The 19,648-nt window shown below is 71.5% G+C and carries 17 protein-coding genes; 8 read left to right on the plus strand and 9 right to left on the minus strand.

Features of this window, described 5'->3' with window-relative positions; all coding sequences use genetic code 11:
- A partial coding sequence (locus tag DW299_RS17120) for an HtaA domain-containing protein (protein WP_205814438.1) occupies window positions 1-3,034 on the minus strand: 3,034 nt, incomplete at its 3' end.
- A gap of 160 nt (window positions 3,035-3,194) precedes the next feature.
- On the opposite strand from DW299_RS17120, the gene DW299_RS17125 reads away from it, so the two are divergent.
- From DW299_RS17125 to DW299_RS17135, 3 genes are read left to right on the plus strand one after another with little or no spacing between them, the layout of a single operon-like run.
- Window positions 3,195-4,301 (plus strand): heme/hemin ABC transporter substrate-binding protein, encoded by a 1,107-nt coding sequence (locus DW299_RS17125; RefSeq protein WP_136037303.1) that lies wholly within the window; start codon window positions 3,195-3,197, stop codon window positions 4,299-4,301.
- A complete protein-coding gene (locus tag DW299_RS17130; RefSeq protein WP_136037304.1) occupies window positions 4,298-5,371 on the plus strand; it encodes a FecCD family ABC transporter permease in 1,074 nt (357 codons plus the stop codon). The genes DW299_RS17125 and DW299_RS17130 overlap by 4 nt, the downstream gene beginning before the upstream one ends.
- Window positions 5,368-6,141: a heme ABC transporter ATP-binding protein gene (locus DW299_RS17135; protein WP_136037305.1), complete on the plus strand. Its 774-nt coding sequence runs from the start codon at window positions 5,368-5,370 to the stop codon at window positions 6,139-6,141. Before DW299_RS17130 ends, DW299_RS17135 begins: the two co-directional genes overlap by 4 nt.
- Here the strand turns inward: DW299_RS17135 and DW299_RS17140 are convergent.
- Window positions 6,138-6,506, minus strand: a complete 369-nt coding sequence (locus DW299_RS17140) for a sterol carrier family protein (RefSeq protein ID WP_136032839.1) — start codon at window positions 6,504-6,506, stop codon at window positions 6,138-6,140. The two genes, DW299_RS17135 and DW299_RS17140, sit on opposite strands and share 4 nt — an antisense overlap.
- Before the next feature lie 54 nt (window positions 6,507-6,560).
- On the opposite strand from DW299_RS17140, the gene DW299_RS17145 reads away from it, so the two are divergent.
- The 4 genes from DW299_RS17145 to DW299_RS17160 all read left to right on the plus strand — a co-directional run bounded on the left by DW299_RS17145 (window position 6,561) and on the right by DW299_RS17160 (window position 10,450).
- Entirely contained in the window at window positions 6,561-7,235 is a 675-nt protein-coding gene (locus tag DW299_RS17145; protein WP_136037306.1) for an NUDIX hydrolase, read from the plus strand.
- Between the two features lie 48 nt (window positions 7,236-7,283).
- Window positions 7,284-8,561 carry a phosphoribosylamine--glycine ligase gene (gene purD, locus DW299_RS17150; protein ID WP_136037307.1) on the plus strand — a complete coding sequence of 426 codons (1,278 nt, stop codon included), beginning with the start codon at window positions 7,284-7,286 and terminating at the stop codon, window positions 8,559-8,561.
- A gap of 105 nt (window positions 8,562-8,666) precedes the next feature.
- On the plus strand, window positions 8,667-9,146 hold the full coding sequence (locus DW299_RS17155; RefSeq protein ID WP_136032833.1) for a winged helix-turn-helix transcriptional regulator: 480 nt from the start codon (window positions 8,667-8,669) through the stop codon (window positions 9,144-9,146).
- Entirely contained in the window at window positions 9,143-10,450 is a 1,308-nt protein-coding gene (locus tag DW299_RS17160) for an MFS transporter (RefSeq protein ID WP_136037308.1), read from the plus strand. The genes DW299_RS17155 and DW299_RS17160 overlap by 4 nt, the downstream gene beginning before the upstream one ends.
- A 36-nt stretch (window positions 10,451-10,486) precedes the next feature.
- Here the strand turns inward: DW299_RS17160 and DW299_RS17165 are convergent, their stop codons facing one another.
- From DW299_RS17165 to DW299_RS17195, 7 genes are all read right to left on the minus strand, one after another.
- Window positions 10,487-11,215, minus strand: a complete 729-nt coding sequence (locus DW299_RS17165) for an amino acid ABC transporter ATP-binding protein (protein ID WP_136032829.1) — start codon at window positions 11,213-11,215, stop codon at window positions 10,487-10,489.
- The gene (locus tag DW299_RS17170) at window positions 11,212-12,690 is read right to left on the minus strand and encodes an amino acid ABC transporter substrate-binding protein/permease (protein ID WP_136032827.1); all 1,479 of its coding nucleotides are present in this window, start codon (window positions 12,688-12,690) and stop codon (window positions 11,212-11,214) included. The genes DW299_RS17165 and DW299_RS17170 overlap by 4 nt, the downstream gene beginning before the upstream one ends.
- A 120-nt stretch (window positions 12,691-12,810) precedes the next feature.
- Complete coding sequence (locus tag DW299_RS17175; RefSeq protein WP_136037309.1) at window positions 12,811-13,896, minus strand: ABC transporter ATP-binding protein; 1,086 nt, start codon at window positions 13,894-13,896, stop codon at window positions 12,811-12,813.
- Between the two features lie 2 nt (window positions 13,897-13,898).
- On the minus strand, window positions 13,899-14,792 hold the full coding sequence (locus tag DW299_RS17180) for a carbohydrate ABC transporter permease (RefSeq protein WP_136037310.1): 894 nt from the start codon (window positions 14,790-14,792) through the stop codon (window positions 13,899-13,901).
- Window positions 14,785-15,711: a carbohydrate ABC transporter permease gene (locus tag DW299_RS17185; protein WP_136037311.1), complete on the minus strand. Its 927-nt coding sequence runs from the start codon at window positions 15,709-15,711 to the stop codon at window positions 14,785-14,787. The genes DW299_RS17180 and DW299_RS17185 overlap by 8 nt, the downstream gene beginning before the upstream one ends.
- A 10-nt stretch (window positions 15,712-15,721) precedes the next feature.
- Window positions 15,722-17,053: a sugar ABC transporter substrate-binding protein gene (locus DW299_RS17190; RefSeq protein ID WP_136037312.1), complete on the minus strand. Its 1,332-nt coding sequence runs from the start codon at window positions 17,051-17,053 to the stop codon at window positions 15,722-15,724.
- Between the two features lie 75 nt (window positions 17,054-17,128).
- Window positions 17,129-18,157 (minus strand): Gfo/Idh/MocA family protein, encoded by a 1,029-nt coding sequence (locus DW299_RS17195; RefSeq protein ID WP_136037313.1) that lies wholly within the window; start codon window positions 18,155-18,157, stop codon window positions 17,129-17,131.
- A gap of 134 nt (window positions 18,158-18,291) precedes the next feature.
- Between DW299_RS17195 and DW299_RS17200 the strand changes: the two genes are divergently transcribed.
- Window positions 18,292-19,509 (plus strand): ROK family protein, encoded by a 1,218-nt coding sequence (locus tag DW299_RS17200; protein WP_136037314.1) that lies wholly within the window; start codon window positions 18,292-18,294, stop codon window positions 19,507-19,509.
- Window positions 19,510-19,648: the final 139 nt, after the last annotated feature.

A 19,648-nucleotide genomic window follows, 5' to 3' on the forward strand; every position in this document is an offset into this window, starting at 1 on the left:
CGGCGAGCGCCACGACGACGAGGCCGCCGACGATCCACGGCCAGACCGGTGCACCCTCCGTGTCGGCCGGCTCCGTCACCGCGGTGACCGCCGCGCTCGCCTCCGCGTCCGCCTCCGGCTCCTCCGCCACGGCCGTGCCGCACGCGGTGTCGACGGGGATCACGGCGGTCACCGGGTCGAGCTGCTCCCCCGCCTGATACGTGCCGAAGGCCGCGGCCCCCGCCTCGGTGAGCGTCGTGGCCACCGCGTCCAGCCGGAGCGCGCCGTCGACGACCGCGGCGTCCGCGAGCGGGAACTCCGCGAGTCGCACGCCCTGCTGGTCGACGCTCTCCCCGGCCTGCGTGGTGCCGGTCACGTCGAACACCAGGTAGCCGGTGTCGCCCGCGAGCTCGACCCTGGCGTTCCCGAGCGTGGTGTTCAGCGCACCGTCGTGACCCGTGAACGCGATGCTGCCACCGTAGGTGACGAGCCCGGTGAGCGCGGTGCCGTCGAGCGAGCCCGCACCGTTCTCCCACACGAAGTCGGGGTAGCGGTAGGCCACGTCGGTCAGGGTCCAGCCACCCTTCGCAATGCCCTCGATGTAGGTGCGGAACGACTCCTTGTACCCCCAGTTCAGCGTCGCCGCCTCGACCGTGCACGCGCCGATGGCGGCGGTCGCGCGAGCGAGGGTGAACGCGAGACCGCGGTCGACCGATCCCTGGAACGTGAGCGTGTGCGCGCCGTCCTCGAGCGCGGCGGGCAGGGCGCCCGACCAGGTCGCGACGCCCGAGGCATCGGCGGTCACGGTGTCGAGCAGCACGGGCGTGGAGTACACCACGACCTTGATGCCCTCCTCGTTGGGGCGGAACCCGGAGGCGGTGACGGTGGCCGGCTGCCCGGACGCGAGCGCGGCGAGGTTCTGCTCGTCGACGTCGATGCCCTCGCTCGCCGGCGGGGTCGCGGGGAGCGTTGCCCGCTTCACGACCGCGGCGGCGGCGACGGTGCCGGTCGACCCCGAGGGTGCCGCGGCGGCCGAGCCGATCGTGAACGTGACCGGGTCGAGCGTGGTGGAGTAGCCCGAGAGCACGCGGTCACGACCGGCGGCCGTCAGCGTGGCGGGGGCGCCCGAGTAGGTCACGGCTCCGTTCGCCGTGATCCGGGCCGCGCGCGTCAGGTCGAGCGTCGCGAACGGCACCTGGGCGCCGCCGCTGGTCACGTACACCGTCGCTGCTCCCGTCGAGGTCACCCGCACCACGGGGTCGGAGACCGTGACGTCGAGCACGCCGTGGTGACCGGTGAAGCGCACGGCGCCGCGATAGACCACGCTGCCGAGGCCGGTGCTCGCGTCGTAGTCGCCGCCGACGGTCTGCCCGAACTGGAACTGTCCGCCGGAGCGCGTCGCGCCGCCGGACACCTGGATGGCGCCCTGCGCGATGGGACCGGCGACGTAGTTCGCGAACGACGTGGAGATGGCCCAGCGCAGCGAGCCGCCCGGCACGCTCACCGGCGGCGTCGTCGGCGTCACGGGCGGCTTCGGCTCCGCCGGCTCCTCCGGGTCGTCGCCGAGCAGCGCCGTCCACTGCGCGTCGGTGATCGTGACCGCGGCGCGCGCGTGGATCGTGGCGTCGTTCGGCATCGTGTGCTGCTTCCACACGATCACCTCGTAGGTCTGGGTGCGGTCGAGGTTCTTCGCGGCGGTGTTCAGGTCGACCGTGAACGCACCGGCGTCGATGTTCCGCACGTACTGCATCGCGAGGAAGCCGCCGCCGGCCGTGACGTCGGCCTCGGTCCCCGCCTCGATGAGCGCCACGTAGGCGCCGGTGACCGCGCCGAGCTTCGCCGCGGCTGCCGTGACGGTCAGGCCGTCCTTCGCGGTGGCGGACTCCACCGACGCGGTGAGCGTGGGGGCGATGCGGTAGTCCAGGGCGACGCTGCGCTCCTGGTCGGCGTTGCGCACACCGCCTGCCGCATAGGTGTAGACGCCGTAGGAGCCGGGGGTCGCGGGCGTGTCCTTCAGGGTGAGCGTCACCTGGAACGAGCCGTCGGTGGAGATGTCGACCCACTGCGCACGGATCGCGCCCTGATACTGCGCGGGCACCTGGTCCAGCACACCCTCGGCGAGCGCCCAGGCCTGGGCACCGACGGAGCGTGTCGACGATGCGGCGCCCGTGGACGGCTGCCAGTCCGCACCGAAGTTGCCGAACACCACGTAGGTGCCCTGCGGCAGGTGCGCGGGGATGGGCACGCCGCGCCCGCCGACGTTCGCGGTCGGGTCGTAGCCGCTGCCCTTCACGACGATCCGGTCACCGGCCCTGAGCGCGACGCCGGTCGCGGGGGTCACGCCGTCGGCGAGGAACACCTCGATCGCCGCGGACGGCTCGCCCTCTCCGGGATCGGTACCCGGATCGGTACCCGGATCCGTCTCGCCCGGGTCGGTCTCGCCCGGGTCGGTCTCCCCGGGATCGGTGCCCGGGTCGGTCTCACCGGGGTCCGTCTCTCCCGGGTCGGTCTCACCGGGATCGGTGCCCGGGTCGGTCTCCCCGGGATCGGTGCCCGGGTCGGTCTCGCCGGGATCGGTCGGCGTGGTGCCGAACAGGGCATCCCACTGTGCCGCCGAGATCGCCACGTCGCCGCGGCCGTAGATGGTCGTCTCGTTCGGGTTGGAGTGCTGCTGCCATACGAGCACCTCGTACGCCTTCGTGCGGTCGAGCGATCCCACGGCGGCGGTGAGGGCGAAGCTGCTCGCGCCGCCCTCCACGCGCGGGAACGGCAGCGCGAACGCGGCGTAGCCGCCGGACCCGGTCAGACCGCTCTCGGTGCCCTTCACGATGAGCGCGGCGTAGGCGCCGGTCACGTCGGGCAGACCGCTCGCCTGCACCTGCACGGTGAGACCGGCGGTGTCTGCGGAGGTGACGGTGGGGGTCACGGTTCCGCCGGCGGCGTGCGCGGGTGGGACGATCACCGCCCCGGCGGCGATGAGGAGGACGGAGATCAGGGCGGCGAGCAGGGCGCGCAGGCGCGGGCTCCCGGGGGATGCGATGGCTGTGTCGTTCACGATTCTCCACGGCCGCCGGGCGCGCTCGGGAGCGCTCCGGCGAGGCCGCACGGGCAGTCGGGCGAGGATGGAATATTGGTTAGGCTCAGCTAAGTAAGCCGTCGATCCCGAGCGTAGGGCGCCGCCACGACAGCGTCAAGTTTTAGGATAGCCTTGCCTAATGCGACGCCTCTCCGCCCTCGTCCTGGCTGCCGCTCTCGCCGTCGGACTCGCCGCCTGCGCCGACCCCGACGCCACCGCCGCGGCCCCGCCCGCCGTCGACGACACCTGCCCTCAGGCCTCGGTCCCCCTCACCGAGCTCGACCTCGTGGACGACGTCCGCACCGCCACGGGTCCCGCGACCGCCTGCCTCGCCAGCCACGCGATCACCCCGGTCGACGACCGCACCGCGCCCCAGCTGCCCGTGACGGTGACCGACAGCGAGGGTCGGACGGTCGCGGTGACCGACGTCGACCGCATCCTCCCGATCGACATCTCCGGCACGATCGCGTCCACGGTGTTCGCGCTCGGCCTCGGCGACCAGGTGGTCGGCCGTGACTCCTCGACGCTGTTCCCCGGCACCGAGGAGCTGCCCGTGGTCACGAAGACCGGCCACACGCTCAACCCCGAGGCGATCCTCGGGCTCGCTCCCACCGTCATCCTCACCGACACCACGATCGGCCCGAAGGAAGTCCGCCAGCAGCTCCGGGACGCCGGGATCGCGGTCGTCGTCATCTCGGGCGACCGTCGCCTCGACACCACCGATGCGCTCGTCACCGAGATCGCCGCCGCGCTCGGGGTGCCCAGCCGCGGCGCCGAGCTGATCGAGCGCCTCGATGCGCGGGCGGCGTCCGTGCTCGGCGAGATCGCGCAGGTGACCCCGGCCGCACCGGAGGACCGCGCCCGCATGCTGTTCCTCTACGTGCGCGGCAGCGCCAACGTCTACTACATCTTCGGCGCGGACTCGGGGGCGGACTCGCTCATCGATGCGGTCGGCGGTGTCGACGTCGCCTCCGAGATCGGCTGGGAGGGCATGAAGCCGATGACCGCGGAGGCCCTGGTCGCCGCGCAGCCGGACGTGCTCGTCATGATGACCGACGGCCTGGAGTCCGTGGGAGGCATCGACGGGCTGATCGAACGGATCCCCGCCGTGGCACAGACCCCCGCCGGGGCGAACCGCCGGGTGATCGACATGGCCGACGCGGAAATCCTGAGCTTCGGTCCCCGGTCGGCCGACGTGATCGGCGCCCTCGCCCGCGCGCTGTACACCCCCGAGCCGCCCCAGTGAGCGGCGAGGTCGTCACCCCCACGCCGTCGCGGCACCGCGGACTGCGCTTCGGGCTGGTCGTCACGGGGCTCCTCGTCGCCCTCGCCGTCACGTGCGTCGTCTCGATCACCAGCGGTCAGTACGACCTGTCGCCCACGGCGTTGCTGGGCGTGCTGCTGCGGGGCCTCGGCATCGACTCCGCCTGGGCGCCGGACGCCGCCACGGACTACGGCGTGATCTACACCCTGCGACTGCCGCGCCTGGTGCTCGGCCTGCTCGTGGGCGCCGCGCTCGCGGTGTCCGGCGTGCTCATGCAGGCGATCTTCGGCAACCCCCTCGCCGACGCGGGCGTGGTGGGCGTCTCGTCGGGCGCGGCGCTCGGTGCGGCGGCCAGCATCACGTTCGGCCTCGCCACGTTCGGCATGTGGACCACCCCCGCGTTCGCGTTCCTGGGCGGGCTGGTCGCGGTCTTCTCCGTGTACCTCCTCAGCCGCTCGGGCGGCCGCACCGAGGTCGTGACCCTGCTGCTCACCGGCATCGCCATCAACGCCATCGCCGGGGCCGGCATGGCGTTCTTCACCTTCCTCGGCACCACGTCGACGCGCGAGCAGATCGTGTTCTGGCAGCTCGGGTCGCTCAACGGGGCCCTCTGGTCGAACATCCAGCTCGTGGCGCCGCTCGTCGCGATCGGCGTCGTGGTCGCCCTGATCGTCGCGCCGAGCCTCGACCTCTTCGCCCTCGGCGAGCGCACCGCCCGGCACCTCGGCGTGCGCGTCGAGCTGCTGCGCCTCGTGGTCATCGTGACCGTCGCGCTGCTGGTGTGCGCCGCGGTCGCGTTCGCCGGGATCATCGGTTTCGCCGGCCTCGTCGTGCCGCACCTCATGCGCATGATGATCGGACCCGCACACCTGCCCCTCGTGATCGCCTCGGCCCTCGGGGGCGCGCTGCTCATCGCGGTCGCCGACCTCGTCGCCCGCACGGCCGTCCCCCTGGCCGACCTTCCGATCGGCATGATCACCTCCCTCGTGGGCGGGCCGTTCTTCCTCTGGCTGCTGGTGCGCACGCGCCGTCGCTCGGGAGGGTGGGCATGATGCCGCGGCTGCAGGGCACCGGGCTCACGGTGCGCGTGGGCGAGGGACGCACCATCCTCCACGACGCCTCGATCGACGTGCACGCGGGCGAGGTGCACGCGCTCGTCGGACCGAACGGCGCGGGCAAGTCCACCCTGTTCGGCGTGCTGGCGGGCGACGTCGCCCCGGCCTCCGGGGAGGTGCTCCTCGACGGCCGCCCGCTGCGAGACCTGCGGCCGCGTGCCCTCGCGCAGCAGCGGGCCGTGCTGCTGCAGGAAAACACGGTCACCTTCCCGTTCACCGCGGAACAGGTCGTGCGCATGGGCCGCACCCCGTGGGCGCGCACCCCCGCGGCCGACGACGACGACCGGATCGTCGCGGACGCCATGACGCAGACCGAGGTCACGGCGCTCGGGCCCCGCGCGGTGCCCTCCCTCTCCGGCGGCGAGCGCGCCCGCGTGGCCCTGGCCCGGGTGATCGCCCAGAGCACCGGCGTGCTGCTGCTGGACGAGCCCACCGCGGCCCTCGACCTCAAGCACCACGAAGACGTCATGCGGCTCCTCCGCGCCCGCGCCACCGAGGGGGCCGCGGTGGCCATCGTGCTGCACGACCTGAATGCCGCGCTCGCGCACGCCGACCGCGTGACCCTGCTCGCGGACGGCCGCGTCACCGCCAGCGGAGCCCCGGCCGAGGTGCTCACGGCCTCCCGGATCGAGCGGGTCTACGGGCAACCCGTCGACGTGTTCCCCCACCCGGCCACGGGCGTGCCCCTCGTGGTCGCGCGACGCTAGGGCCGCAGCGGCAGCACCCCGGCGAGGTCGGCCCTGGTGCCGGAGGCGTGCACCCGACCGGACTCGGCCGCGGCGGTCCAGGCCTCGGCCCCCGTGGCGACCGCGATCCAGGTCGCCGCGTCCATCTCCACGACGTTCGGCGGGGTGCCCCTGGTGTGCCGCGGGCCCTGGATCACCTGCACGGCCCCGAACGGCGGCACCCGCACCTCGACGCTGTTGCCCGGTGCCTTCTCGTCGAGCAGCTGCAGCAGATACCGCACCGCGGTCGCGAGCGACGTGCGCGGGGGCCTCTCGCCCGCCGCCTCCGCCGCCCGGACGGCGTCGAGCGCCGCACGACCGTCGATGATGTCGATCTTCCTCGCCATGGCTCCACCCTAGAACCGCGGCCCCCGCACCCGGCCGCGGCCTAAGCTCGGGGTATGAGCATGCACCCCCAGGGCGCGCGCGCCGAGCTGCTCGCCGCCGCCACGGATCACACCTGGGGCGTGCCGATCCCGCCGCTCGCCGACCCGCGCACCGCGCACGACGCCGCCGTGCTCATCCTGTTCGGCGTGCTCGACCGCACCCCGGCACCCGCCGCCGACGCCGCCGTCTCGCGCGACCTCGACGTGCTGCTGCAGCGCCGCGCCCCCACGCTGTCGTCCCACCCCGGGCAGGTATCGTTCCCCGGTGGTCGCGTCGAGCCGACCGACGCGGATGCCGTGGCCACCGCGCTGCGCGAGGCCGAGGAGGAGACGGGACTCGACCCCGCGGGGGTCGAGGTGCTGTCGACCCTCCCGGTCATCCCGCTCGCCGCGAGCAACCACCTCGTCACGCCCGTGCTCGCGTGGTGGCAGTCGCCGTCGCGGGTCGTCGCCGTCGATCATGCGGAGACCGTCGAGGTGTTCCGCGTGCCGGTGGCCCAGCTGCTCGACCCCGCGACCCGGTTCACCTCGACGCTGTCGCGGATGGGCCGCACGTTCCGCGGCCCGGCGTTCGACGTGGACGGCACCATCGTGTGGGGGTTCACGGCCATGGTGCTCGATGCCCTGTTCGACGCCACCGGCTGGACGGTGCCGTGGGATGCGACCGTGGAGCGGCCCATCGAGCTGTGACGCGCGGGCGGCCGAAACCCGCCGTACCGGCCTCGGTAGGCTGGACGGGTGAAGATCCTCGTCCTCGGTTCCGGTGCCCGTGAGCACGCGATCATCCTCGCCCTCCGCGCAGAGGAGGTGGAGCACGAGATCGTCGTCGCCCCGGGCAACGCCGGCATCGCGCACGACGCGACGCCCGTGTCGGTCGACCCGCTCGACGCGGCCGCGGTCACGGCGTTCGCGAACGAGCACGCGGTCGACCTCGTCGTGATCGGGCCGGAGGCGCCGCTGGTCGCCGGTGTCGCCGACGAGCTCCGAGAGCGCGGCATCCCCGTGTTCGGACCGGGCAGGGCCGCGGCGCAGCTGGAGGGTTCGAAGTCGTTCGCCAAGCGGGTCATGGACGCCGCGGGCGTGCCGACCGGGCGGGCCGTGCGTGCCGCGACGACCGCTGAGGTCGAGGCCGCGTTCGACGACCTGGGCGCCCCGTACGTGGTCAAGGCCGACGGGCTCGCCGCGGGCAAGGGCGTGATCGTGACGGACGACCGCGCCGAGGCGCTCGCGCACGCCGCGCAGTACCTTCCCGCCGGGCCCGTGCTCGTGGAGGAGTTCCTGTCCGGTCCCGAGGTGTCGCTGTTCTTCCTGAGCGACGGCGACACCGTGCGGGCGCTCAGCCCCGCGCAGGACTTCAAGCGGGCGTTCGACGGCGACGCCGGCCCCAACACGGGCGGCATGGGCGCGTACTCCCCGCTGCCGTGGCTCGCGGAGCAGTTCGGCAGCGAGCAGGCCTTCGTCGAGGAGGTCACGCGCGACGTGGCGCTCCCCGTGGTCCGGCAGCTCGACGCGGAGGGCACGCCGTTCATCGGGCTGCTGTACGCCGGGCTCATCCTCACCCCGAACGGCGTGCGGGTGATCGAGTTCAACGCGCGCTTCGGCGACCCCGAGACGCAGGTCGTGCTGCCGCGGCTGCAGACCCCGCTGTCGCAGTTGCTGTTCGCCGCGGCCTCGGGCACGCTCGAGGATCAGCCGGAGCCGGAGTTCCGTGACGACGCCGCCATCACCGTGGTGCTCGCGAGCGAGGGCTACCCGGAGTCGCCGCAGACCGGCCGTCCGATCGAGGGCCTGGACGCGGCGGCCGAGGTCGAGGGTGTGCGCCTGGTGCACGCCGCGACCGCGAGCCCCGACGCGCCCGGAGGCTCCCTCATCGCCACGGGCGGCCGCGTGCTGAACGTGGTCGCCGTCGCCCCGGACTTCCGCACGGCGCGCGACCGCGCGTACGACGCGATCGGGCGCATCCGACTCGAGGGCGCGCACTTCCGCAGCGACATCGCCGCCCGCGTCGCCGAGTAGCGCGCGGCCCGGCGGGAGGGAGCGGTTGCGACAGGGGTCGCGCGAATCCTGCCGTTCTGCGGGGATCGGCTTGACACCGCCGACTTTCTTCAAGAAAGTGACGGCATGCCCCTCCGTTCCGACTGGTCGTCCGCGACGTGCCCGATCGCCCGCTCGGCCGACGTGCTCGCCGACCCCTGGGTCCTCCTCCTGCTGCGCGAACTGTTCTCCGGCCGCACCCGCTTCGACGAGCTGCGCGCGGCCACGGGTGCCGCCGACTCCGTGCTGTCGCGCCGGCTCACCGCCATGCACGACGCCGGGCTCCTGACCCGCGAAGACCCGAGCGAGGCTCGCAGCGGCTACCGCCTGACCGATGCCGGACTCGCGACGCTGCCGATCCTCCACGCGTACGCCCGCTTCAGCCGCACGACCGACCCGGACGGCCCCTGGGGGCTCGAGGTCTCGTGCGCGCGCTGCGGTGACACCGCCGTCTCCGTGGACTGGTGCGCGCACTGCGACGCCCCGCTCGACGCGCACAGCACCCGGTGGGCCCGGCGCAGCATGGGCGGCGAGCCGTTCGCGCTGCACACCGGGGCGAACGCATGACCGCCGAGTCCGTCGACGAGCCCGTACAGGACCCACCCGCACGCCGTCGCCGCCTCCACCCCGCCTGGACGGTCGCGCTCGTCGCCCTCATCGCCCTGATCGGCGCCGCGGGGTTCCGGGCGGCGCCGGGCGTGCTCATGGTGCCGCTGGAGGAGGAGTTCGGCTGGACGACGGCCGAGCTGTCGCTCGCGGTCTCCGTCAACCTGCTGCTGTACGGGCTGATCGCCCCCTTCGCGGCCGCGCTCATGCAACGCTTCGGCATCCGCGCGGTCACCGTCACCGCCCTGTTCGTGATCGGTGCGGGCGCCGCCCTGAGCGTGCTCGTCGCCACCCCCGCCCAGCTCATCCTCACGTGGGGCGTGCTGATCGGACTCGGCACCGGGTCGATGGCGCTCGTGTTCGCTGCGACCATCACCGACACCTGGTTCGCGACGCGCCGCGGTCTCGTGTCCGGTGTGCTCACCGCGGGCAGCGCCACCGGACAGCTGATCTTCCTGCCGGTCATCGCGGCCGCGGCGGAGGACATCGGCTGGCGAGGGGCGTCGTTCATCATCGCGGGCGGCGCGCTCGCGGTCGCGCCCCTGGTGTGGATCTTCGTGCGCAACCGCCCGAGCGACCTCGGCGTCGGACGGTACGGCGAGCCCGCGCCCGCCTCCCCACCGGCACCCCTGCCCCGAGGCAACGCCTGGGGTGCCGCCGCCCTCGCCATCCGCACGCTCCGCGAGGCCGCCCGCACCAAGACGTTCTGGGCCCTCGCGATCGGCTTCGCGATCTGCGGCGCGACCACCAACGGCCTGATCGGCACGCACTTCATCCCCAGCGCGCACGACCACGGCATGCCGACCACGACCGCCGCCGGACTCCTGGCCGTGGTCGGGATCTTCGACATCGCGGGCACCGTGTTCTCCGGCTGGCTGACCGACCGCGTCAACCCGCGCATCCTGCTCGCCGCGTACTACGCCCTGCGCGGGGTGAGCCTGCTGTTCCTGCCCAGCCTGCTGTCGGCCGAGGTGCAGCCCAGCATCATCGTGTTCATCGTGATCTACGGCCTCGACTGGGTCGCCACGGTGCCGCCGACGATCGCGCTGTGCCGCGAGGTGTTCGGCGACCGCGGCCCGCTGGTGTTCGGCTGGGTGTTCGCCGCCCATCAGATCGGTGCGGGCATCGCCTCGATCCTCGCGGGGCTCGTGCGCGACCACACCGGTCAGTACACGGTCGCGTGGTTCGCCGCGGCCGGCCTCTGCGCCGTCGCGGCGCTGGTCAGCGCAACCATCCGTCGCCACCCCGCACCCGTCCGCGAGTAGCCCGCTCCTTTCGCGGAACGACGCGGATGCGTACGGTCAGAGCACCTTCGACAGAAAGTCCTGCAGGCGCTCGTTCTTGGGGGAGCCGAACAGCTCAGCCGGCGCAGCCTCCTCGACCACGACACCGCCGTCCATGAACACCGTGCGGTCGGACACCTCGCGCGCGAAACCCATCTCGTGCGTCACGAGCACCATGGTCATGCCGCCCTCGGCCAGGTCGCGGATCACCTGCAGCACCTCGCCGACCATCTCCGGGTCGAGCGCGCTGGTGGCCTCGTCGAACAGCATGATCTCGGGGTCCATCGCGAGCGCACGGGCGATGGCGACCCGCTGCTTCTGGCCGCCGGAGAGCGACGCGGGCTTGGCGTCCGCCTTCTCCGACAGTCCCACGCGCTCCAGCAGCGACAGCGCCCGCTCGCGCGCCTGGGCCTTGGTCATGCGGCCGAGCTCGACCGGCGCGAGGGTGATGTTCTCCAGCACGGTCATGTGCGGGAACAGGTTGAAGTGCTGGAAGACCATGCCGATGCGCTGGCGCACCTCGTCGAGCTTGACGCTCTTGTCGGTGAGGTCGACCCCGTCGATGACGACGTGCCCCGAGGTCGGCTCCTCGAGCTTGTTGAGGCAGCGCAGCAGCGTGGACTTGCCCGAGCCGGAGGGCCCGATCACCGCGACGACCTCGCCGTCGTCGACCGTGAGGTCGATGCCCTTGAGGACCTCGTTGTCGCCGAACGACTTGTGCAGGTTCCTGACGTCGATCTTGCTCATGCGTTGAGCGTCCTCTCCAGGCGGTTCGCGAGCAGCGTCAGCAGCGTGATCACGACGAAGTAGATGATGGCGACGATGGTGAGCACCTGCGCCGACAGGTAGGTGGAGGCGATGATCTGGCGCGACACGAAGGTCAGCTCCGCGAGGCCGATCACGCTGATGAGCGAGGTGTCCTTGAGGGTGATGATGCCCTGGTTCACGAACGAGGGGATCATGATGCGGAACGCCTGCGGCAGCACGACCTTGCGCATCGTCTTCCAGTGGCTCAGGCCCAGCGAACGCGAGGCCTCGGCCTGACCGGGGTCGACCGCCTGGATGCCGCCGCGGATGATCTCGGTCATGTACGCACCGGTGTTGAGCGACAGCGTGATCGCGCCGGCCACGAACGGGTCGAACTTCAGGTCGGGGATCAGCTGCGGGATCGCGAAGAAGACGAAGAACGCCTGGATCAGGATCGGGGTGCCGCGGAACACGTACACGTAGGCCGTGGCGACCCAGCGGAACGGCGCGAACTTCGAGATGCGCCCGAAGCCGAAGATGATGCCGAGGATGAAGGCCGCGACCACCGCGACGATCGTGGCGAGGATCGTGAGCCACAGACCCTGCATGAGCGCGGGCCAGTACTTCACCGCCACCGAGATGATGTCGGTGGGCTGCGCGCTCGGCTCGCCCTCACCCGAGGCGAGGTACGTGTCGACGATCTCGTCGTACTCGCCCGAGTCCTGGAGGTTCGCGAGCCCCGCGTTGAACATCTCCAGCAGCTCGGCGTTCTGCCCCTTGTTGACCGCGAAGCCGTACTCGCCGCCGAGCTCCGGGTCGCCGATCAGCCGGAAGCCCGACCCCTGCTGGATGCCGTACGCGAGCACCGGGAAGTCCTCGAAGTAGCCGACCGCCTGCCCGGCCTTCACAGCGTCGACCATGTCGGTCGTGTCCTGGTACGGCGTGATGCGGAAGCCGTACTTCTCCTGGTTCTCCTCGGCGAAGGTCTGGCCCTGCGTGCCGGTCTTGACCGCGACCGCCTTGCCGTCGAGGTCGTCGAGCGACTCGATGTCGCTGGACTCCAGCACCCCCAGCTGCACCCCGCTGGTGAAGTACGGATCGCTGAAGTCGAACGTCTGCTGGCGCTCCTCGGTGATCGACATGCCGGCCATCACCGCGTCGACCTGGTTGGACTGGAGGGCCTGCACGGCGGCGTCGAAGCCCAGCTGGCGGATCTCGACCTCGAAGCCCTGGTCCTTCGCGATCGCGCGCAGCAGGTCCATGTCGATGCCGACGAGCTCGCCGTTCGCGTCCGTGAACTCGAACGGGGCGAACGTGGTGTCGGTGCCGATCACGTAGGTCTCGCCCTCGGCCGCGGCGGGCGCGGCTCCGGCGAGGAGCGCCCCGGCGGCGACGAGCGCGGCGAGCGCGGACGCGGTCGCCGTCCGGGCGAAGCGGCGCAGGCGGCGCGCCGTGGAGGATGGATTTCGGCTCACGTCGAGTGCTCCTCGGAGGTTCGGATGGGGCGACCCGGCGGCCGCCGACCATCCACCCTAACCCTGTGAACCCGCTGAACCGGAACGCGGGAGTCCGCGGAACCCGCGCGAGGAACCGGCTCACGACACGGCGAGGCGCCTGCCGGTCCCGGGGTCGAAGCAGTGCAGACGTGCGCGGGTCAGGTCGACCACCACCGCGTCGCCGACACCGTAGGAGCCGAACCCGGGCACGCGCACGAGGAACTCGACGTCGCCGATCGTGAGGTGCACGTCGGAGACGTTGCCGAGCGGTTCCACCGCGACGACGGTGCCGTGCGGCTGCTCGCCGGCCAGGGGGCGCCGCAGGTCGCACTCCTCGGGGCGCAGGCCGACGCGGATCTCGTCGGGCAGCACGCCCGACTCCACGCCGAACGCGGTGCCGGGGAGCACGTGCCTGCCGCGCTCGCCCCGCTTCGCCGTGAACAGGTTCATGCGCGGCTTGCCCACGAACGACGCCACGAACTCGGTCGCCGGCTCGTGGTACACCTCGTACGGGCTGCCGTACTGCTCCAGCCGTCCGCGGCTCATCACGGCGATCCGGTCGGAGAGCGTCATGGCCTCCTCCTGGTCGTGCGTGACGTAGACGCTGGTCGCGCCGAGCTCGCGGTGCAGCACCTTGAGCTCGCTGCGGGTCTGGTCGCGCAGCAGCGCGTCGAGGTTCGACAGCGGCTCGTCGAACAGGAACACCGCGGGGCGCCGGGCGATGGCGCGGGCGAGGGCGACGCGCTGCCGCTGTCCACCCGACAGGCTCTTGGGCTTCACGTCGAGCACGTGGGCGATGTCGAGCCGTCGGGCGGCGTCGCGCACCCGGCGGTCGATCTCGTCCTTGGCGACCTTGCGCATGCGCAGCCCGAACGCGATGTTCTCGTAGACGCTCATGTGAGGATACAGCGCGTAGTCCTGGAACACGAACGCCAGGTCGCGCTTGTCGGGGTCGAGGTCGTCGACCCGCCGCCCGTCGATGAGGATCTCCCCGCCCGAGATGTCCTCCAGTCCGGCGATCATGTTGAGCGTGGTGGTCTTGCCGCAGCCGGAGGGACCGAGCAGCGAGACGAAGTGCCCGTCCTCGATCACGTAGCTGAGGTCGAAGACCGCCTTGCGGGCCTCGTGCCCGCGCCTCGGGCGTCCGTACGACTTCTCGACGCCCACCAGTTCGATCTGTGCCATGATCAGCCTTTCACCGCACCCTCGGTCATACCGCGGATGATCCATTTCTGTGCCACGAGGGTGAGGATCAGGACCGGGATGGCCGTGATCACTCCCGCCGTCGCCGCGGACGTGTAGTCCATCGCGAACAGCCCCTGGAACGCCGCGGTCTTCACCGGCAGGGTCACGGCGTTGTTCGACGTCAGCACCTTCGCCAGGAAGAAGTCGCTCCAGCTGGTGATGAACGCCAGGATCGCGGTCGCCGCCATGCCGGGCGCGGCGAGCGGGAAGGCGATCCGGTACATGATCTGGAACCGGTTGCACCCGTCGATGCGGGCGGCGCGTTCCAGGCTCGGCGGGATGTCCTCGAAGAACCCGACCAGCATCCAGATCACGAGCGGCAGGATGAACGCCGTGTACGTCGCGATCAGCCCGAGCAGCTGGTCGTAGAGGCCGACCGAGCGCAGCAGGATGAACAGGGGCACCGCGAGCACGATCACGGGGATCGCCTGCACGGTCATCATGCTCAGCAGCAGGGGCTGGCGACCGCGGAACTTGAAGCGGGCGATCGCGTAGGCGCAGGCCGCGCCCACGGTCATGCAGATGATCGTGGTGGAGATGCCGACGATCGCGGAGTTCGCCATCGGGGTGAGGAAGCTGCCGTCCGACAGCAGGCGCACGTAGGACTCCACGGTCAGCAGGGACGGCGACAGGTCGGGGGTGCGGCCCTGCAGCGCGCTCGACGGATACACGCTGAACACGAACATCCACAGGAACGGCGCCAGGAAGAACGCCATCACGAGCACGAGCAGCACCGCGCACACGACGGCCGTGAGGCGGCGGCGTCCGCGTCGCGACACCCGGCGCCCGCGCGGGCGGGCGGTGGTGACGAGGGCGGTGGTGGTCAGGTCAGGCATGCGCCTCTCCCCTCTTGCGACGGAACCCGCCGAACAGCAGGATCCAGAACACGGCCACCACGAGCACGAGGATCATGATCCCGACCGCCATCGCCGAGCCGTAGCCGCGGTCCAGGTTGCTGAAGTTCACCAGGTACGCGAGGAAGTTGATGGTGGTGGTGCCCTCGGCCGGGCCGCCGGAGCCGCCCGTGAGCACGTAGATGGTGTCGAACACCTTGAGCGACCACATCGACTGCACGATCAGCGCGAACATCAGGGCGCCGCGCATGTTGGGCAGGGTGATGCGCCAGAAGGCCCGCCACGGTCCCGCGCCGTCGATCGCCGCCGCCCGGTACAGGTTCGACGGGATGCCCTGCAGCGCCGCGAGCATCAGCAGGCACAGGAACGGCAGCAGCTTCCACATCTCCGCGAACACCAGGATGTTCATCGCGAGCGCGGGGTCGGACAGCCACTGCACGTTCTCCTCCGTGAGACCGAGTCCGCGCAGGATCGTGTTGGCGATGCCGGTGCTGCCGTCGAAGATCAGCTTCCACATGATGCCGTTCACCACGGGCGGCACGGCCCACGGCACGAGCAGCAGCACCCGGGCGAGCGTGCGTCCGCGGAACTCCCGGTTCAGCAGCACCGCAATCGCCACGGCCAGCGCGACCCCGCCGATCACGGTGATCACCGAGAAGTACGCCGTGCGCTCCATCGCCCGGTGCACCGCGGGGTCGGTCAGCAGCTGCCCGTAGTTCTCCAGCCCGATGAAGGGGTGCTCCATGCCCAGCTTGTCGTTCCACTGGTGGAACGACATGAACACGGCGTAGCCCATCGGGTAGCCGAGCAGCATCGCGATGATCAGCACCGCCGGCGCGATCAGCAGGAGGCCGAAACGCAGATCCCGCCGGCGGCTCCTCTCCAGGAGGTTGACGCCCATTCCCCGATCCCTACTTCAGGTACTTCTTCACGAGGTCCTCCGCCGTCTTCTGCGCCGACTCCAGCGCCTCCTTGGGGGAGGTCTTGCCGTTCATGGCGTTGATGAGCTGCACGGAGAGCGCCTGGTCGAGCTCGTTCGACCAGGGCGTGCCGTAGCGCTTGGTGACGTACTCGGTGGACTGCTCGTAGGTGGACAGGATGGGCAGCGCCTCCCGCGCGGCGGGCTCGGCCAGCACCGTCTGCGAGACGGGGAACCAGCCCTCCTTCTCGACGATGTCGGTCTGCACCTTCCCGGTGGTGACGAACTGCAGCCACGCCAGGGCCGCTTCCTTATTCTTCGAGAACTTGCTGATCGCGAAGCCCTCGGAGCCGTCGATCGACGCCGACCGCACCGACATGCCGGGGAGCAGGCCGTTGCCCACCGTCGCGGCCGAGGTCGCGGCGCCGGCGGCCGTGGCGACCGCGTACTGGAACGGCCAGTTGAACACCATGCCGGTGCTGCCGCGGGCGAAGAGGTCGGCGAGGTCGGACGCGTTGGTTATCTGCAGCGAGGAGGGGTCCATCACCTTGTGCACCTGCAGCAGCTCGACCATCTTCGACAGCGCCTCGACGCCCGCGTCACTCGCGAAGGTGGGCTTGTAGTCGGCGTCGTAGAACTCCCCGCCGTTGAGCAGCAGCGCGCGCAGGAAGTTCTGGTACGCGCCGGCGGGGTTGCCCATGTCGCACGCGTAGCCGTACTGCCCGCCGCCGGTGAGGGCCTTGGCCGCCGCGACGAACTCGTCCCAGTTCGCCGGGCCCGTCTCGGGGTCGAGCCCGGCCCCCGCGAACAGGTCCTTGTTCCAGAACATGGTCTGCGCGCTGACGAACTTCGGCAGGCCGTACACCTTGCCCCGCCACGACACCGCGTCGAGCGCCGGCTGGATGAGGTCGTCCGGCACGGCGGAGGGGTCGAGCTCCTCCAGCCATCCGGCCTGCCCGAACTCGGCCGACCAGCCGGCCCACGTCATCACGACGTCGAACGACGAGTCCTGCGCCGCGAACATCGTGGCCATCTTGTCGTGCAGGTCGTTGAAGTTGCCCTGCTGGTAGGTGACCACCTTGATGCCGGTCTGCTTCTCGAACTCGGCGATGGCCCAGTCCTTGAAGATGCCGTTGGTGTTGTCGTCGAGGATGCTGATCTGGCCGGAGGGCTTCCCGGAACCGGCCGTGAGCGGTCCGGTGCTCTGCTGCCCTCCGCCTCCGGGGGTGCAGCTCGCCAGGGCCATGGCCCCGACGGCGAGGCCACCGAGCTGGAAGATCTGACGCCGGGAGAAGCCCCGGCTCATCGACGGTGATGCGTTCATTTCCTTGCTCCTTCGTGCAGTTCCGGACGGGTGTCGCGTGGTTTCGGGTCTCGCGGTGGTGCAGGTGAAGCGGGGTCAGACGGAGATGGAGACGACGTCGCCGGTCTCGAGGGCGGTGTGCACCGCCTCGATCGCGGCGGTGATGAGGAGGCCGTCGCGGGCGTCCGGCACGTCGACGGGCTCCCCGCGGAGGAGGCGGACGAAGTCGCCGACCATGTCGATGGGCACCCCGCGGATGCGGCCGGCGCGCTCGTGCACGGCCGACTGCACGAGCTGCCCGCGCTGCGCGTCGTAGACGATCACACCGTCGTCGGCGCCGTCGATGTGCACGACCTGACCGGCGGACTGGATCTCGTAGCGGAAGTCGAACACCGACGGCATCGACTCGGGCAGCACCCACGACGAGTTGAGCGCGACGTGCGAGCCGTCGGCCATCGTGAACACGGCGTTGACGCGGTCCCACGTGTCGATGCCGGCCTCGGTGAGGCGGTCGCGCGCGCCGACCGCGTACACCGACACCGGGTGCGTGCGGCCGATCCAGCACGCGAGGTCGAGCGAGTGCGGCATGAGGAACCACGCGGGCGAGCTCTTCGAAGACCACGACAGCATCTCGGTCGGCACGAAGATCGTGTCGTTGAGGTTGATGATCTGGGCGCTGATCCTCGGGTCTCCGTCGGCGCCGAGACGGGTGCGCACCGCCGAGTACCGCACGTTCCAGCGGTTCTCGAAGCCGACCATGACGCGCACCCCGGCGGCGTCGGCGGCCTCGAGGATCGCCCGCGCGTCGTCGACCTCGGTGGCCAGCGGCTTCTCGATCATCAGGTCGAGACCGGCCTGGGCGCAGAGCACCGCCGCCTCGCGGTGGGCGAAGTCGGGGGTCGCGATCACGACGCCGTCGAGGTCGGGGTGGGCGGCGAGCAGCTCCTCGGTGCTCGCATAGCCCGGAACGCCCAGCTGCGCGACCATCGCGGACAGCACGCCGGGGCTGCGGTCGCAGATCGCGACGAGCTCGGACTGGGGGTTCTCCTGCAGCGCTCTGGCGAACATGCCGCCGCGGATCCCGCCGCCGATGACTCCGACTCGTGCCGACCTGCTGTGGTTCACTGCCTACCCCACTTCGTCATGGATGCCCGCGCGCCGCGAGGTATGTATGACACTAAACCATACATTCTTCCTTGTAAACTGATCCGCAGACGGAGCCATCGCCGCCACCCGTCGCGACCGGAAAGGCAGGTGCCATGGCACCGTCAGGCAAACCGCAGGCCGACCTGGTGTTCTCCGACCAGAGCTCGCGCCGTCCGCTCATCACCACGAGCGCGATCGGAGCCGCGAACCGCCGCCGCGTGCTGGAGACCCTGCACCGCCTCGGCCCCTCCAGCCGCGCGCAACTGGCCCGCTCGCTCGGCGTGAACCGAGCCACGATCGCCACGATCCTGCAGCCCCTGCTCGACTCCGCCACCCTCGTCGAAGGCGACCCCGTCGCGCCGTCCGAGGCCGGAGGCAAGCCGGCCCGACCGCTCTGGTTCCGCGGCGACGGCCCGTGGCTCGGCGCCGTGCACCTCTCCCCCGACTTCGTCGTGGCCGCCCGCATCGCCTTCGACGGCACGATCCACGAGATGCACCACGCGGCGTACAGCCGCGACGCGTCGACCGACGAGATCACCGCGTGCCTGCACCAGGTGACCGACGGCTGCTTCGCGGGAGAAGCCCTCGTCGGCATCGGCGTCGCCGCGGCGGGCATGGTCGACACCAGCACGGGCAGCGTCATCTCGATGCACCTCACCCCTGGGCTCAACGGCCTCCCGGTCGTCGCGCTGCTGGAGAAGCGCTTCGGCGCCACCACCCTCGTCGACCACCACCCGCGCGTCCAGGCACTGGGCGACCGGTGGTTCGGGCTGGGGCGGGAGATCCAGGACTTCGCATCCGTGTACACCGGTGAGGCGCTGGGCTTCGGGATCGTGCACGGCGGCGAGGTGCTCCGCGGCGAGAACGGTGCCGGGGGCGAGTCCGGCCACACCATCGTGCAGCTCGACGGCGACGAGTGCCGGTGCGGACGGCGCGGCTGCTGGGAGACGGTCGCCACGCTGGGCTGGCTGCGCGACCGGGCCGCGGCCGTCGGCCTCCCGCACGCCGACACCCTCGACTCCCGCAGCCTCGCCGCCCTCGTGGCGGACGGCTCGGACGACGCCGCGGCGCTGCTCGACCTGTACGCCCGCAACCTCGCGATCGGCATCGCGAACAACGAGCAGATCCTCGCGCCAGGGCACTACATCATGCACGGCGACGCCTGCACGGGCGGCGAGGCGCTGCGCACGGCCCTGCAGACCTGGGTCACCCGGCTGGCACCCGAGCGCGGACAGCCGCCGACGGTGTTCTTCGCGGAGGACCCGGATCAGATCACGCTGCTCGGGGGCGCCGGGCTCGTGCTGTCCTCGGTCTTCAGCACCCAGGCCTGACCCCGGGGCGCAGCCGGAACGGGGGAGGGCGCGACCCTCCCCCGGCTCACGCGGGAGGGGCGGGGGCCGCGGTGGCCGGAGCCGCCGCGTCGTCACGGTCGTAGCGACCGAGGAACAGCGCGGCCACGAGCGCGACGAC

It is taken from the genome of Microbacterium sp. K35, assembly GCF_004794375.1.
GTDB lineage: Bacteria > Actinomycetota > Actinomycetes > Actinomycetales > Microbacteriaceae > Microbacterium > Microbacterium sufflavum.